13 protein-coding genes are annotated in these 13,927 nt (G+C 69.9%); 12 read left to right on the top strand and 1 reads right to left on the bottom strand.

The genetic code is table 11. From position 1 onward, the window contains the following. Nucleotides 1–20: 20 nt before the first annotated feature. Nucleotides 21–359: a thioredoxin family protein gene (locus tag AC07PR_RS24920; protein WP_377159341.1), complete on the top strand. Its 339-nt coding sequence runs from the start codon at nucleotides 21–23 to the stop codon at nucleotides 357–359. Nucleotides 360–374: 15 nt separating this feature from the next. After that, a complete protein-coding gene (ypfH, locus tag AC07PR_RS24915) occupies nucleotides 375–1,076 on the top strand; it encodes an esterase (protein WP_431100607.1) in 702 nt (233 codons plus the stop codon). 18 nt (nucleotides 1,077–1,094) lie between these two features. Here the strand turns inward: ypfH and AC07PR_RS24910 are convergent, their stop codons facing one another. After that, nucleotides 1,095–2,831: a M14 family metallopeptidase gene (locus AC07PR_RS24910; protein ID WP_495136903.1), complete on the bottom strand. Its 1,737-nt coding sequence runs from the start codon at nucleotides 2,829–2,831 to the stop codon at nucleotides 1,095–1,097. Nucleotides 2,832–3,048: 217 nt separating this feature from the next. Here AC07PR_RS24910 and ribA point away from each other — a divergent pair, with 217 nt between their 5' ends. The 10 genes from ribA to dsbD all read left to right on the top strand — a co-directional run bounded on the left by ribA (nucleotide 3,049) and on the right by dsbD (nucleotide 13,896). Continuing rightward, complete coding sequence (gene ribA / locus AC07PR_RS24905; RefSeq protein WP_377159335.1) at nucleotides 3,049–3,672, top strand: GTP cyclohydrolase II; 624 nt, start codon at nucleotides 3,049–3,051, stop codon at nucleotides 3,670–3,672. Between the two features lie 49 nt (nucleotides 3,673–3,721). Then, the gene (locus tag AC07PR_RS24900) at nucleotides 3,722–4,243 is read left to right on the top strand and encodes a hemerythrin domain-containing protein (protein WP_483108114.1); all 522 of its coding nucleotides are present in this window, start codon (nucleotides 3,722–3,724) and stop codon (nucleotides 4,241–4,243) included. A gap of 139 nt (nucleotides 4,244–4,382) precedes the next feature. After that, nucleotides 4,383–5,573 (top strand): helix-turn-helix domain-containing protein, encoded by a 1,191-nt coding sequence (locus AC07PR_RS24895; RefSeq protein WP_495136902.1) that lies wholly within the window; start codon nucleotides 4,383–4,385, stop codon nucleotides 5,571–5,573. Nucleotides 5,574–5,580: 7 nt separating this feature from the next. After that, a complete protein-coding gene (locus AC07PR_RS24890; protein WP_495136901.1) occupies nucleotides 5,581–6,105 on the top strand; it encodes a PIN domain-containing protein in 525 nt (174 codons plus the stop codon). Between the two features lie 136 nt (nucleotides 6,106–6,241). Next, on the top strand, nucleotides 6,242–6,730 hold the full coding sequence (locus tag AC07PR_RS24885) for a CPBP family glutamic-type intramembrane protease (RefSeq protein WP_495136900.1): 489 nt from the start codon (nucleotides 6,242–6,244) through the stop codon (nucleotides 6,728–6,730). Between the two features lie 13 nt (nucleotides 6,731–6,743). Then, nucleotides 6,744–9,452: a choice-of-anchor D domain-containing protein gene (locus AC07PR_RS24880; RefSeq protein WP_495136899.1), complete on the top strand. Its 2,709-nt coding sequence runs from the start codon at nucleotides 6,744–6,746 to the stop codon at nucleotides 9,450–9,452. 47 nt (nucleotides 9,453–9,499) lie between these two features. After that, entirely contained in the window at nucleotides 9,500–9,742 is a 243-nt protein-coding gene (locus AC07PR_RS24875) for a DUF4266 domain-containing protein (RefSeq protein ID WP_377159325.1), read from the top strand. Further along, a complete protein-coding gene (locus AC07PR_RS24870) occupies nucleotides 9,729–10,928 on the top strand; it encodes a DUF3570 domain-containing protein (protein WP_495136898.1) in 1,200 nt (399 codons plus the stop codon). Before AC07PR_RS24875 ends, AC07PR_RS24870 begins: the two co-directional genes overlap by 14 nt. 74 nt (nucleotides 10,929–11,002) lie before the next feature. Then, nucleotides 11,003–11,929 (top strand): FAD:protein FMN transferase, encoded by a 927-nt coding sequence (locus tag AC07PR_RS24865; protein WP_495136897.1) that lies wholly within the window; start codon nucleotides 11,003–11,005, stop codon nucleotides 11,927–11,929. Further along, nucleotides 11,926–13,896: a protein-disulfide reductase DsbD gene (gene dsbD, locus AC07PR_RS24860; RefSeq protein ID WP_495136896.1), complete on the top strand. Its 1,971-nt coding sequence runs from the start codon at nucleotides 11,926–11,928 to the stop codon at nucleotides 13,894–13,896. Before AC07PR_RS24865 ends, dsbD begins: the two co-directional genes overlap by 4 nt. Nucleotides 13,897–13,927 lie beyond the last annotated feature (31 nt).

Here is a 13,927-nt window from a genome sequence, read left to right as displayed (position 1 = left end):
CAATCGACAAGGAGGTCTTCATGCCGATGAATCCCCATTACGCGCTGACCGAGCCGATCCGCGACGCCGTCGACACGCTGTCGAAGGAACATCCGCTGCTGGTCGAGTTCGGCGCCTCGTGGTGCCCCATCTGCGAGGCGGCGCAGCCGCTGCTGGAACAGGCTTTCGAAGGCCGGCACGCGATGGTCCAGCACATCAAGGTCGAGGACGGCAAGGGCCAGCCGCTGGGGCGCTCGTTCAAGGTCAAGCTCTGGCCGACGCTGATCTTCATGCGCGACGGGCAGGAGGTGGAGCGCCTGGTCAGGCCCACGAACGCCGCGGATATCCGGGCCGCGCTGGAGCGCATCGACGGCACGTGACGGAGAATCGGGGCCATGACCCAAGCCCATGTGCTGCTCCCCAAGGACGGAGCTCCTGAACTGCTGTTCGTGCTGCTGCACGGCGCCGGCGCCGATGCCGAACAGATGCGCCCGCTCGCCGAGGCGCTGCACCGCCAGTACCCGCGCGCCGCGCTGGTGCTGCTCGACGGCTTCGAGCCCTTCGATGCGATCCCGGGCGGCGGCGCGGGCTTCCAGTGGTACTCCGAGGACGGAGACGACACGCTCCGGGCGCTGCGCCTGAGCGCGGCGGTGCCGACGCTGGTCGCGCTGGTGCGCGGCTGGGCGGAGAAGCTCGATCTGGAGTGGGGGCGCGTCGCGCTGGCGGGGTTCTCGCAGGGCGCGATCCTGGCGCTCGAGGCGCTGCAGCAGGAAGAGCAGTTGGCCGGTCGCGTGCTCGCCTTCGGCGGTGCGTTTGCCTACTGGCCGCAGCATGCGCCGAAGGATGTGTCCATCCATCTGCTGCATGGCAAGGACGACGGCGAGCTGCCCTACCCGGCGCTGCTGAACGCCGCGCGCGAGCTGATGTCGCTCGGCGCGGACATCACGGCGGATGTGCTCCCGCATGTGGGCCATGAACTGCATCCGGCGCTCATCGAGCGCGCGATGGAGCAGCTGCGGACGTTCATTCCTGCGCGCCTCTGGCGCGAAGCCGTTCTCACGGCTGCGGAGCAGGACAAGAACGAGCCGCGCCATTGAGCGCGGCCCGTTCGGGTCTCAATCCAGCGTCACTTCGGTCCTCACGGTGCCCGCGCGATCAGCCCACGCCACCAGGCTCAGCCGCGTGCCCTTCGGCGCTCTCACCGTCCATTCGCCGTAGGCGCGATCGCCGGTGATTTCCCGCTCCGGCAGGAACGCGAGCTGCGTCTGCTTCGGCGCGTGGCCTTCGAGCTGCGGGCCTTCCATGCGCGGCTTGCCGCTGACCAGCCCGACCTCGGGATCGACCGGGAGGAAGATCTCGAACATCACGCCGCGCGTCTGCTTGCGCGCCAGCGCCTGCTTGGTCACGTAGGCCGGCAGCCAGCCGCTGTTGCCCACGGCCATGCGCACGCGCCAGGTGTCCGGGCCCAGCGCGCGGACCTCCGTGCGCAGCAGCTCCAACTTCGGCAGGCTGAGCGCGATCTGGTTCATCCACGCGGGGAAGCGCGCCGCCTCCCGCTCGCGCAAGTGCGGCGGCGGGTTGCGCCAGAAGTTCATCTTGTCCCAGCCGCCGATCTCCACCGGCCCCAGCTGCGGATGCATGAACGAGGTCCACTCGACATGCGCCTTGCCGCCGCAGTGCTCGTCGCTCCACTTCAGCAGCTTGAGGTCGTCCTCGACCGGATGGTCGCGGAACCAGTCGATCCACTTGTAGCCGGTGATGCCGGCCTCCTTGTTGGGCGACCACAGCTCCACCACCCAGAACAGCGCGCCCAGGTGCTCGTAGACCCAGTCCTGCGTGCCGGTGATGACTTCCTTGGGGTGGTATTTGAACTCGTGCCAGATGCTCACGGCCGGGTAGCCGGTGTGCTGCTCGCCGAGCTTGGAGAAACGCTGGAAGGCCCAGAGGTCCTCGGGCGCCATGTCGTCGTCGCCGCGCGTGCCGCAGGGACGCAGGATCACGCCGCTGTGCGTGTGGAAGCTGATCGCCGCGCCGATGTTGGGATGGCTCACCATGAAGTCCACCATCGCGCGCACTTCGGGCTCGCTGGTCGGGTAGGGACCGGCGCCGACCTGCTCGAACTCCTGCCGCCAGCCCGCGGGGAAGTTGCGGTTCAGGTCCAGGCCTTCGCTGTCGCGGTTGACCTTGATGCTGAAGCCGTCGTGGTTGATGACCAGGCCCTCGGGCATCAGGCGGTAGTACTCCCCGCCGAATTCGCCGGGCTGGCGCGCGACCATCAGGCGCGGATCGTCCGGGTGCTTCTTGTAGCCGCCGTGCGGATCGCCGATGCGCATCGTCAGGATGCGGCCGTCGCCGTCGATGTCCTCGACGCTGAGGCCTTCGACCGGCTCCTCGTCGAACGGATACGGGCGCGTCGACGAGCGGATGTGGCGCGGCCGGTCCGCCAGCGCGAGCTCGGCACCGTCCGGGTTCAGGCGCGGCACCATGTAGATCGTGCGCGTGTCCAGCAGGTGGGTGGCCTGCGGGTCGGTGCCGTACTTGCTCAACAGATCGTGCAGGTAGTAAAGGCAGGTCGTGCAGGCGGTGAGCTCGGCGGCGTGGATGTTGCCGTCCAGCCAGAAGGCGGGCTTCTCGACATCGCTGCCGGTCGCGGTGTTGGTCAGGATGACGACCCAGATCTCGCGGCCCTCGAAGCTCTTGCCGATGGACCGCACCGACACCAGGTTGGGACAGGCCTCGGCGTAGCTGAACAGCAGCTGCGTCAGCGCGTCGTAGCGGGGGAATTCGTCGAAGCGCGGCGTCGGCAGCGATGGCGTCGACGCGGGCGCGGCGGCGGGCGGGAGAGCGGTCATGGGCGTCCCAGGGGCGGTGTCGGTGCGGCCGATTTTGCATGCCCAGGCCCCGGCGACCGAGAGGGCTCTCCACCTCGCGACAGCGCGTTTTCCCTGAGACGGGTTAAATTGCTGGACTTGCACGTGCGCGCCGCCGCTCAGACGGGCGCGCATCGCACGACATGAACGAACGACATGACCGGGACGTCCGCGAGGGCGCCGAGGCGAAGCTGGAGAGATGGCTGTGAATCACTGCGAGAAGATCCCGTTGGGGACGCAAGGGGCGACCGAGTGGGAAGTGGTGCACCTGCCGTCGACGCTGGGCGATTTCCAGGCGCGGGCCTTCCGCAGCCCCGCGACGGGATCGGAGCACCTGGTGCTGTCGGTCGGTCCGCTGCAGGCGCGCGGCGGCCTGCTGCGCGTGCACAGCGAGTGCCTGACGGGCGACGTCTTCCAGTCGCTGCGCTGCGACTGCGGTCCGCAGCTGCAGAGCGCGCTGGACCTGCTCAAGGACGAGGGCGGCATCGTCATCTACATGCGCGGTCATGAAGGGCGCGGCATCGGCCTGGTCGAGAAGCTGCGCGCCTACGCGCTGCAGGAAGCCGGCGTGGACACCATCGACGCCAACCTGCGCCTGGGCCACGCCGAGGACGAGCGCGACTACGCCGACGCCATCGACATCCTGTGCCTGCTGGGCGTGAAGAGCGTCCGGCTGATCACCAACAACCCGCAGAAGCGCGACGCGCTGGTGGCGGGCGGTGTCGAGGTCGAGGCGCTGGTGCCGCTGCGCATCGCGGCGAACCCGCACAACGAGCGCTACCTCGAGACCAAGCGCAAGCGGATGGGGCACTACCTGGAGTGATCCGGGCACGAGCCCGGAGTCATCCCGGACTGACGCCGGCGAGCCATCCATGAGCCTCCTGCACACCGCGCCGGCCGCGGGCTTCGACGAGCCCTTCGCGCTGATGGCCGCGTGCCACGAGCGGATGGCGCGGACCCTGACCCTGCTCGAACGCATCGGCGCGCATGTGGCGACGCACGGCTGCGACGAGCAGGCGCGGGACGCGGCGAAGGACGTGCTGCGCTACTTCACGATCGCTGCGCCGCTGCATCACGAGGACGAGGAGCTGCACGTCCTGCCTCGACTGCGCGAGTTGGGCAACGACGAGCTCGCCGATCGATTGCTGGCCGACCATCGGGAGATGGAAGCGCGCTGGGCCGAGATCGTGCCGGACCTCGAGGCGATCCGTGACGGATCGATGCCGACCGAGACGCTCAACGCCGCGCGGGAACGCTGGCAGACCTTCGCCACGCTGTACCGGCGTCATATCGATGCCGAAGACCACGACGCGTATCCGTCGGCGAGTGCGGCAACGCCTGGCACCGTGCTGCGTGTGATGGGCGAGGAAATGGCCGGGCGGCGACGCGCCTGAATCCGTCGCCCACTCATCGCCGCGATGGGGACTCCTCAAACAAGTGGGAGCTGCACGAAAGACGATGAGACTGAGTCATCGTCAATGAGTGCGCCGCGATTCACTATCTGCTGCTTTCCACTTCGATCGGGGAGCCGCGATGACGGTGACGGACGAGCAGTTTGGCGAGCGCATCCGCGTCGCCCGGGAACGATTCCATTTGACTCAGCAGGAGCTGGGGGAGTTCGTCGGCCTGTCGACGGCCGATATCGACGCCCTGGAGCGAGGTACCCAGGACTTCGGCACCGGGGCGCTGATGCGCATTGCCTACGCCTTGGGGCGCAATCTCCGAGAGTTCTTCGAGGACAGCTTTGCGGACAGCGGCGCCCTGTCCGCCCTGTTTCGCGCCGATGTCGAGATCCGGGATCGACACCGTCTGACGAGGGCGCTACAGGAAGGCATGGCCCATGCTCTGCAGTTCACTTCGCTGGAGGCCATGCTCGGCATCCGCCGGGAAGCGTTGCTGCCCACCGCCGCCGGCCTTGCGGATCCCGGCAACTGCGACGAGGCGGTTCAGCAAGGTGAGCACATCGCGGCAACGGAGCGCCTACGACTCCGATTGGGTGAGCAGTCCATCGATCGCATCCAGCACTTGCTGGAAATGCAGGGTGTCGGAAGCATGGCAGCGCCCTTGCCGGACAGCGTTTCTGGCGTGATGCTTTTTGAAGCCCGCATCGGGGCCTTCGTCCTCTTCAACTCGGCCCAGCCTCTCACCCGCCGCCGCTTCTCGATTGCTCATGAGTACGGCCATGTCCTGATGGATCGGCATCGACTCGGCTGTCTCAGCAGGATCGATGCTCGCGATGATCTGATTGAACGTCGGGCCGACGCCTTCGCTGCGGCATTCCTCATGCCAGCCGACGGCGTCCGACGCATCGCCGCCAGGCGGTCGCACGCCCGGCAGCCTGCGATGGCCGTCGATCGCGAGATCTTGCAGCCTTCGACCGTGGGCATGCTGCACGTGGCGGCTGTAGCGCAAGCGTTCGGCGTCAGCCGCCGATCGGCCCTCCGGCGCCTTCGCAATCTTCAGCTCGTCTCGATGGAGGAGTTCGAGGCGCTGAGGTCCGAGGAAGCGCGGGGCGTCGGCCAACCGTATTCGACGCTGCTCGGTCTGTTCAATCCACCAGAGGCAGACAGCCGAAGGGAGAGTCGCGGCCGTCTCCTGGGGCTGGCATGCGAGGCCTATCGACTGGAGAAGATATCGCGGGGAAAACTGAATGAGATCGGCCAGCTGGCCGGCTTCGAACGGGGTGCCATCACGCGGATGGTCGAAGCGCTTGGCATGGAGTGATCAACCGATGACATTTGCGACGAATCACCCGGCGCCCGAGGTCGTGGTCACGGACACCAACGTTCTGATCAACTTCCTTCATCTGGCGCAATTGCCACTGCTCGGAAGCATGTGCTCCTACCGATGCGCCGTTCCGAATCAAGTGGTCGACGAAATCACACGGGAGTCGCAAGCCCTGGCCCTGGCTGCATCCTTCGAATGCCGCCACATCGATCGCTGCGACACCGACGATTCCGCAACGAGGGATCTGTTCGCGGACCTCTGCACACGGATTGAGATCGGCGAAGCAGCTTGCATCGCGATTGCGTTCATGCGCGGGCACCTGGTGGCGACCGATGAGAAGAAGCACGCCAAGCGAATTGCCATCGAGATGCTTGGTGAGAGGCGTTTGCTTCGCACGGAGGATGTGATCTGGCGATGCGTCGAGGAAGGACTGATCACCATTCCCGAGGCAGACGCATTCAAGGCGCGCCTGGCGGCACTGCGCTACGTCATGGACTTCTCTTCGTTCGCCGACATGGAGCCAGCCTGACTCGGGGCTGCACCCCGGGGGAGCAATCCCTCGCGAATCCGTTTGTGACCAACTCGTAACGCCCCCGCCCCTTCGCAACCTTTCTCCCGCGCGCCGGCACCTACGCAGAACCCCTGCGTGAATTTCCGCCGCGCCCATGCTGCCCTTCTTCTCCGTCCCGATCCCCTGGGACGTCGTTCTCCGGCAGCTCCTGCTCGCGCCCTGCTTCGAAGAGATCCTCTTCCGGCTTGGCCTCCAGGAGCGGCTGTCGACCGCGCGCGCCGCCGCCGCGCGGCGTCATGCCGTCGCGCTCACCGCGATCGCCTTCGGCGCGACGCATGCTCTCGTGCTCGCCATCGTCACGCCCGGCTTGACGCCCGCCAGCCCAGCGCTGCTGCTCGCGCTCGCCACCGCCGTGCCCGCCTGGTGGATCGGCCGCAGCTACCGACGACATCGCTCCCTGCCCCGCTGCATCGCCTGGCACGCAGGCTTCAACGCCTGCTGGCTGCTCGTCGCCCCCACGCTGCTGCCGGTACTCGCTTCGGTACTCGCTTCGGTGCTCGCGTCCCCGCTCGACGCTCCGCTCGATGCCCCGCGCCACACCTCGATTTCATCGGCCTTCCCCACTTCCCTCTCCTCATCCTGACGAGGCTCCCGACATGACCCTTCCCTTGCGCGCCGCCCTCCCCGGCGCAATCGTCGCGATCACGGCCGCGGTCCTCGCGGGTCCTGCCTTCGCCGCCGACCCGGTCGCCGGCCAGGCCCGCTTCTCGCAGGTCTGCGCCGCCTGCCACACGGTGGCCTCGACGGCCGTCGTCGACCGCGGCCGCAACAACCCCGCGATGATCCAGAACGCCATCAACACGATCCCGCAGATGAGCGGCGTGGGTGGCGCGGTCTCCGCCACCGACCTCGCCGACATCGCGGCCTACCTCGGCAACTCGCCCTCGTCGATCAGCTTCGCGCAGACCGCCGTCGGCCAGTCCAGCGCGGTCTCCACGATCACCATCAGCGCCAGCCGGCTCGCCGCGCTCGGCAGCCTCTCCGCGGTTGCCGGCGGCGACTTCGCCGTGCAGGGCGGCTCCTGCGGCACCACCGTGCCCGCGGGCACCAGCTGCACCGTCGGCGTCGTCTTCCGCCCCACCGCCGCCGGCGCGCGCAGCGGCGCGCTGACGATCAGCCACAACGGCATCTCCACGCCCATCCCGATCACGTTGAGTGGCACCGCCAACGTCGCGCTCACGGCCGTGCTCTCCGCGGACGCCACCACGCTGGCCTTCGGCAACCAGCCGCTGGCCACCGCCTCCGCCGCGCGCACCGTCACGCTGAGCAACACCGGCACCGCGTCCCTGGACTTCAGCAGCATCGGCGTCACCGGCGCCAACGCCGGCGACTTCACCCGCGGCGGCAGCTGCGCCGTCGGCACACCGCTCGCCGTCGGCGCGACCTGCACCGTCACCGCCACCTTCACCCCCGCTGCGACCGGCGCGCGCGCCGCCACGCTGGCGGTCGCGGCGACCGCGCCCACGGCCAACAACGCCACCGCCAACGTCAACATCGCGATGAGCGGCACCGGCCAGGCGCAGCCCACGCCGGTCTCCTCGCTGTCGACCACGCAACTCAGCTTCGGCGCGCTGACCGTCGGACGGACCAGCGCCGCGCAGACGGTCACCGTCTCCAACACCGGCAACGCCGCGCTGAGCTTCAGCGCCATCGCCGCCACCGGACCGTTCACGACGACGGACAACTGCAGCGGCGGCGTTCCCGCCGGCGGCAGCTGCGCCGTCAACGTCAGCTTCGCACCCGCCGGCGCCGGCGCCGCCACCGGCACGCTGAGCCTCACCAGCAACGCGGCCGCCTCGCCGCAGTCAGTCGCGCTCAGCGGCAACGGCGTCCTTGCCAACACGCCGATCCTGGTCTGGACCGCCGCCACGGGCGCCGATTTCGGCTCCGTCACGATGGGTGCCGACGGCGGCCTCAAGCACTTCACGCTGAGCAACACCGGCGACGTCGCCGCCACCTTGGGCAGCTTCGCCTTCGCCGGCGATGCCGCCGCCGACTACCGTGTCGACACGAGCTCCACCTGCACCGCCGGTGCCGCGCTGGCGGTCGGTGCCAACTGCGACCTCGCGATCGGCTTCAGCCCGCGCGGCGTCGGCGCACGCGCGGCCACGGCCGCGGTCGTCGCGGACAACGCCTCGCTGCCCGCGCCGCTGACCCTCACCGGTGTCGGTGTTGCCCCGCCGCAGCCGGCGCTGCAGCTGTCGGCGACCTCGCTCGACTTCGGTCCCGCAGACACGACGGGTCGCCCGCTGACGCTGAGCAACAGCGGCGCCGGCGTCCTGCACATCAGCGCGATCAGCGTCGACAGCGCCCGCTTCTCGATCGACATCACGGGCACCAACACCTGCGGAGCCGCGCCCTTCACCGTCCAGCCCGGCGCGAACTGCCAGGTCACGCTGCGCTGGCTGGGTGCCGGCGCGGCCTCGGCACCGGCCGGCACGGACACCGGCACGCTCACCCTGCAGGGCGACATGACGCCGGCCACGACGACGGTCGCGCTGCGCGGCACGCCGGGCAACACCGAGCCCTCGAACAGCGGTGGTGGTGGATGCACGATCGGCTCGGGCACCGGCGCTGCCGACCCGCTGCTGCTGCTGATGGCCGGCCTCTCCGCGCTGATCCTGTGGCGCCGCCGTGCGACGAGGACCGCGACCAACGCGACCAACGCGAGCATCGCGACTAACGCGAAGGCAGCGAGTGATGCTGGGGCCGGAATGGTGCTGGGGGTTCCCGGAGGGATGCCCCCTGCACCGTGGAGAGCCCGCGCTTGGCGCCGAGCAGTCCAGGCGGTCTTCCGAAAGGCAGCCCCCCTCGCGATAACGGCGATCGCGCTGACGACGGCCTTCTCCTCGGCCCCCAAAGACGCGCAAGCAGCCGACATCGGCCAGCCTCTCCCGATCGCGAGCGTCCCGGGCGCCGACGGCGCGCCGGTTCCGCTGCACGACGGCAAGGCGAAGCTGACCTACGTCGATTTCTGGGCGTCGTGGTGCGGCCCCTGCCGCCAGTCCTTCCCGTGGATGAACCGCATGCAGGCGAAGTACGGCGCGCAGGGTCTGCGCATCGTCGCGGTGAATCTCGACGCGAGCCGCGCCGATGCGCAGGCTTTCCTCAAGGAAGTGCCCGCCAGCGTCTCGCTCGGCTTCGACCCCAAGGGTGACTCTGCCCGTCGCGTCGGGGTGCGGACGATGCCGAGCTCCGTGCTGCTGGGTCCGGATGGTCGCGTGCTGATGCAGCACAGCGGTTTCCGTGCCGAGGACGAGGCCGAGCTCGAGGCGCGCATCGTCGCCGCGCTGAAGGCGTCGTGAGTCGCTGCGCTCTTCTTCGACCCGACTTTTCTTTCGAGGAGTTCCCCATGTCCCCACGTCCAATGCCACGGCGCCTCGCGCGCGCCGCGATCCTCGCGTTGATCGCGCTTGCCGCCACCGGCTGCGCCCTGCAGCCGCCCCAGCCCTGGGAGAAGGGCGCGCTCGCCCGTCCCGAGATGACGATGGGCGGCGACGTCCTTGGCGACCGCTTCGCGCAGCACATCTACACGAGCAAGGAAAACGCATCCGGCGGCAACGGCGTGGGAGGGGGTGGCTGTGGCTGCAACTGAGCACGACCTTCGCGCCGGTACCGCGATGCCCGCCGATGCCGTCGACGCGGGCGCCGGCGGGCGCAACGCGTGGGGCGGCGTGCTCGCCGCCGCACTGCTCCTCCCGGGGCTGCAGGCCCCCGCCCTGGCCGAGACCCCGCCCGAACAGGCCGAGATGTCCGTCAAGCTGCTGCACTACCGCGACCGCCAGCCGGGCTTCGACCGCATCAAGGTCACCGCTCCGTCGGTCTACCTGATGGTGCCGGTTGCCGGCCGCTGGTCCGTCGAGGGATCGCTGGTGAACGACAGCGTCTCCGGCGCCTCGCCGCGCTATCACAGCGCGGTCTCCGGCGCTTCGCGGCTCGACGAGACCCGCAAGGCCGGCGACATCCAGGTGACGCGCTACAACGACCGCGACGCGTGGTCCCTCGGCGCGGCGTATTCGACCGAACACGACTACCGCTCCCGCACCGTCTCCGCGGGCTATCGCCGTTCCAGCGAGGACAACAACACCACCTGGAACATCGGCGCCGCGTACAGCGACGACTGGATCGGTTCCTCCGACGATCCGACCCTCAGCCGCGGCCGCAACACGACGCAGCTGACCGCGGGCGTGACGCAGGCCTGGACGGCGGTGGACCTGGTGCAGGTCAGCCTCGGCGCGAGCTGGGGCCACGGCATGTACTCGGACCCGTACAAGTTCCCGGACCGCCGCCCAGACCGGCGCGAGCAGTACACGCTGATGACGCGCTGGAACCATCATTTCAGCGATTGGAAGGCCACGCTGCGCAGCAGCTGGCGCTATTACGCCGACAGCTTCGGCGTGCGCGCCAACACGCTGGAGACGGCCTGGGTGCAGCCCTTGTCCGGCGGCTGGACGGTCACGCCGACGCTGCGCTACACGACGCAGCGCGCCGCGAAGTTCTATTACGACCCGGTCTACGACACCGCGCTCGGCGCGCCGCTGCCGCCCGGCTACACCGCGACCTCGCCGCAATACCTGTCCCCGGACCAGCGCCTGTCCGCCTTCGGCGCGATCACCGTCGGGATGAAGGTCGCCTACGAGATCGCGCCCAGCTGGACCGCCGACCTGAGCCTCGAGCACTACGAACAGCGCGCCGCCTGGCGCCTGGGCGGCAGCGGCTCGCCGGGACTGGCGCGCTTCCAGGCCGACTGGCTGCAGGTCGGTCTCTCGCACAAGTTCTGACCGGCATCGACGCCCCGGAACGACGAACCCGCAACGACGACCCCGCAACAACGAACGGAAGTGACGAACGCGCCATGTGGTCCCTGCACCGCCATGCCTTCACCGCGATGGCCTCGCCCAACGAGATCGTGCTCGGCGGCGTGGCGGCGGACCGGGCCGCCGACGCCTGCGAGGCCGCCGAGGCCGAGGTGCGCCGCATCGAGCGCAAGTACTCGCGCTACCGCGAGGACAGCGTGATCTCCGCGATCAATGCGCGCGCCGGCCGCAACGCGGTCGCCGTCGACGAGGAGACGGCGCAGCTGCTGAACTTCGCCGCCGAGCTGCATCGGCAGAGCGACGGTCTCTTCGACATCACCAGCGGCTGCCTGCGCCGTGCCTGGGACTTCAAGGCCGCGCGCGAGCCCACGCCCGATGCCCTGGCGCTGCAGCTTCAACGCATCGGCTGGCACCGCGTGCAGTGGGACGGCCGTGCGATCGCGCTGCCGCAGCCGGGCATGGAGATCGACTTCGGCGGCATCGGCAAGGAGTACGCCGCCGACCGCGCGGTCGCCGCCTTGCGCGGACTCGGGCTGCGGCACGGCTTCGTCAACCTCGGCGGCGACATCCGGGTCATCGGTCCGCGCCCCGACGACCAGCCCTGGGTCTTCGCGATCCGGCATCCCCGCCGCGAGGACGAGGTCTGCGCCCGCATCCCGCTCAGCGACGGCGCGCTCGCCACCAGCGGCGACTACGAGCGCTTCTTCATCACCCCCGACGGCCGGCGCTGCTGCCACATCCTCGATCCGCGCAGCGGCCAGCCGGTGCGCCACTGGCAGGCCGTCAGCGTCATCGCGCCGTTGTGCGTCGCGGCCGGCGCGCTGGCCACGATGGCCATGCTGATCGGCACCCAGGCGCCCTCGCGGCTGAGCACGCCGGGCGTCGGATTCCTGCTCGTCGACGCCGACGGTCACGTTCGCACGCACGACCCCGAACAACTGCTTCAACCTCTGACTTCGCCATGAGACTCCTCGCCACCTTCCTCGCCGGTGCGGCGGCCGCGTTCGCGCTGGCCGTCACCGTTCCCCCTTCCGCGCATGCGGCGGCCGAAGAGCCCGCGTTCCTCGAGCCGGCCCAGGCCTTCCCGGGCCGGGCCCGCGTCGAGCTGCCCCCGGACGGCGGGGCCGCAGGCCAAGGCGCGGCCGCGGTGATCGTCGAATTCAACGTCGCCGCCGGCTATCACCTGTACCGCGAGCGCTTCGCCATCGAGGCGGAAGGCGCGACGCTGCCCGCGCCGGGCCTGCCGGCCGGCAAGGCGGTCTTCGATCCCAACTTCAACAAGACGATGACGCTGTGGGCCGATGCCATCCGCGTCGTGCAGCCGTTGCCGCAGGGCGTCGCGCCGAAGGCGCTGACGGTGCGCTATCAAGGCTGCGCGGATCGCGGGCTCTGCTACCCGCCGCAGCAGGCGCTGGTGCATCTGGAGCGAGGCGGCGACGGCGTGCTGAAGGCGCGCTGGGAGGCGCAGCCGGACGCGTTGTCCGCGCCCCTCGAGGACACCGCCTCGACGGGGACCGGAAGCTCGGCCACGCCGGCTGTTTCGACGTCCTCGACGGCCACCGCGACATCGGCCTCGGCCTCGGCCTCGGCCTCGACGGCGTCGACCTCCGCCGCCGCCGACCGGGCGCCCGTCGACAGCAGCGCCGCCGCGCTCCAGTCGGGCAGCCTGCTGCGCGTGGTCGGCATGTTCCTGCTCGGCGGCCTGCTGCTGTCCTTCACGCCCTGCGTGCTGCCGATGCTCCCGATCCTGTCGTCGATCATCGTCGGCCAGGGCGCGCCGGTCTCGCGGGCGCGCGGCTTCTCGCTGGCCGTCGCGTACTCGCTGGGCATGGCGATGGTCTACACGAGCGCCGGCGTCGTCGCCGGCCTGCTCGGCTCGGGCTTCGCCGCCGCGCTGCAGAACCCCTGGGTGCTGGGCAGCTTCGCGCTGCTGCTCTCGGTGCTGGCGCTGTCGATGTTCGGGGTCTGGGAATTCCAGATGCCAGGCTTCATCCAGGACCGCGTCAACAACGCCTCCAACCGCATCAAGGGCGGTCGCCACGTCGGCGTGTTCCTGATGGGCGGGCTGTCGGCGCTGCTGGTGGGCCCCTGCGTCGCGGCGCCGCTCGCCGGCGCGCTGGTCTACATCAGCCAGACCCGCGACGTGGTGCTGGGCGGCTCCGCGCTGTTCGCGCTGGCCTGCGGCATGAGCGTGCCGCTGCTGCTGCTGGGGCTGTCCGCCGGCACGCTGCTGCCGCGCGCGGGCCGCTGGATGGAACACGTGAAGACCTTCTTCGGCCTGCTGCTGATCGCGGTCGCGCTGTGGCTGGTGTCGCCGGTGCTGCCGACGGGCGCGCTGATGTTCCTGATCGGCGCGGTCGCACTGGTCGCGGCGATCTGCCTGGGCGCGTTCGAGTCCGGCCGGCCGCGCGCCCTCAAGGCGGGCGGCGCGCTGGTGGCGCTGTGGTCCGCCGCGATGATCGGCGGCGCGCTCTCCGGCGGCGACAGCGTGCTGATGCCGCTGCGCCATCTGGCGCGGAGCTCCGCGGGTGCCCTGCCGCTCGCCAGCGCCGAAGCCGCGTCGCGCGGCACGCCGGCGCCGGCCTTCGAGCGCATCACGACGGTGGCGCAACTCGACGCGGCCCTCGCGTCGACGGACCGTCCCGTGATGCTGGACTTCTACGCGGACTGGTGCGTCGCCTGCAAGGAGATGGAACACCTCACCTTCTCCGACCCCGCGATCGCCACGCGGCTGCGCAATGCGCGCCTGCTGCAGGCCGACGTGACCGCGAACAGCGCCGAGGCGAAGGCGTTGCTCAAGCGCTTCCAGCTGTTCGGCCCGCCGGGGATCCTGTTCTTCGACGCGCAGGGGAAGGAGCTGGCCGCCGCCCGCACGATCGGCTTCCTGCCCGCCGACGAATTCGCCCAGCGCCTGGATCACGCCAGGCTGTGACCCTCGCAGACCTGACCCCAGGGACGAAACC

The sequence above is a fragment of the Roseateles sp. GW821-FHT09H11 genome (genome assembly GCF_059415845.1).
Note: the sequence above shows the minus strand (reverse complement) of the source record. Positions and strands in the feature narration are given on the sequence as shown.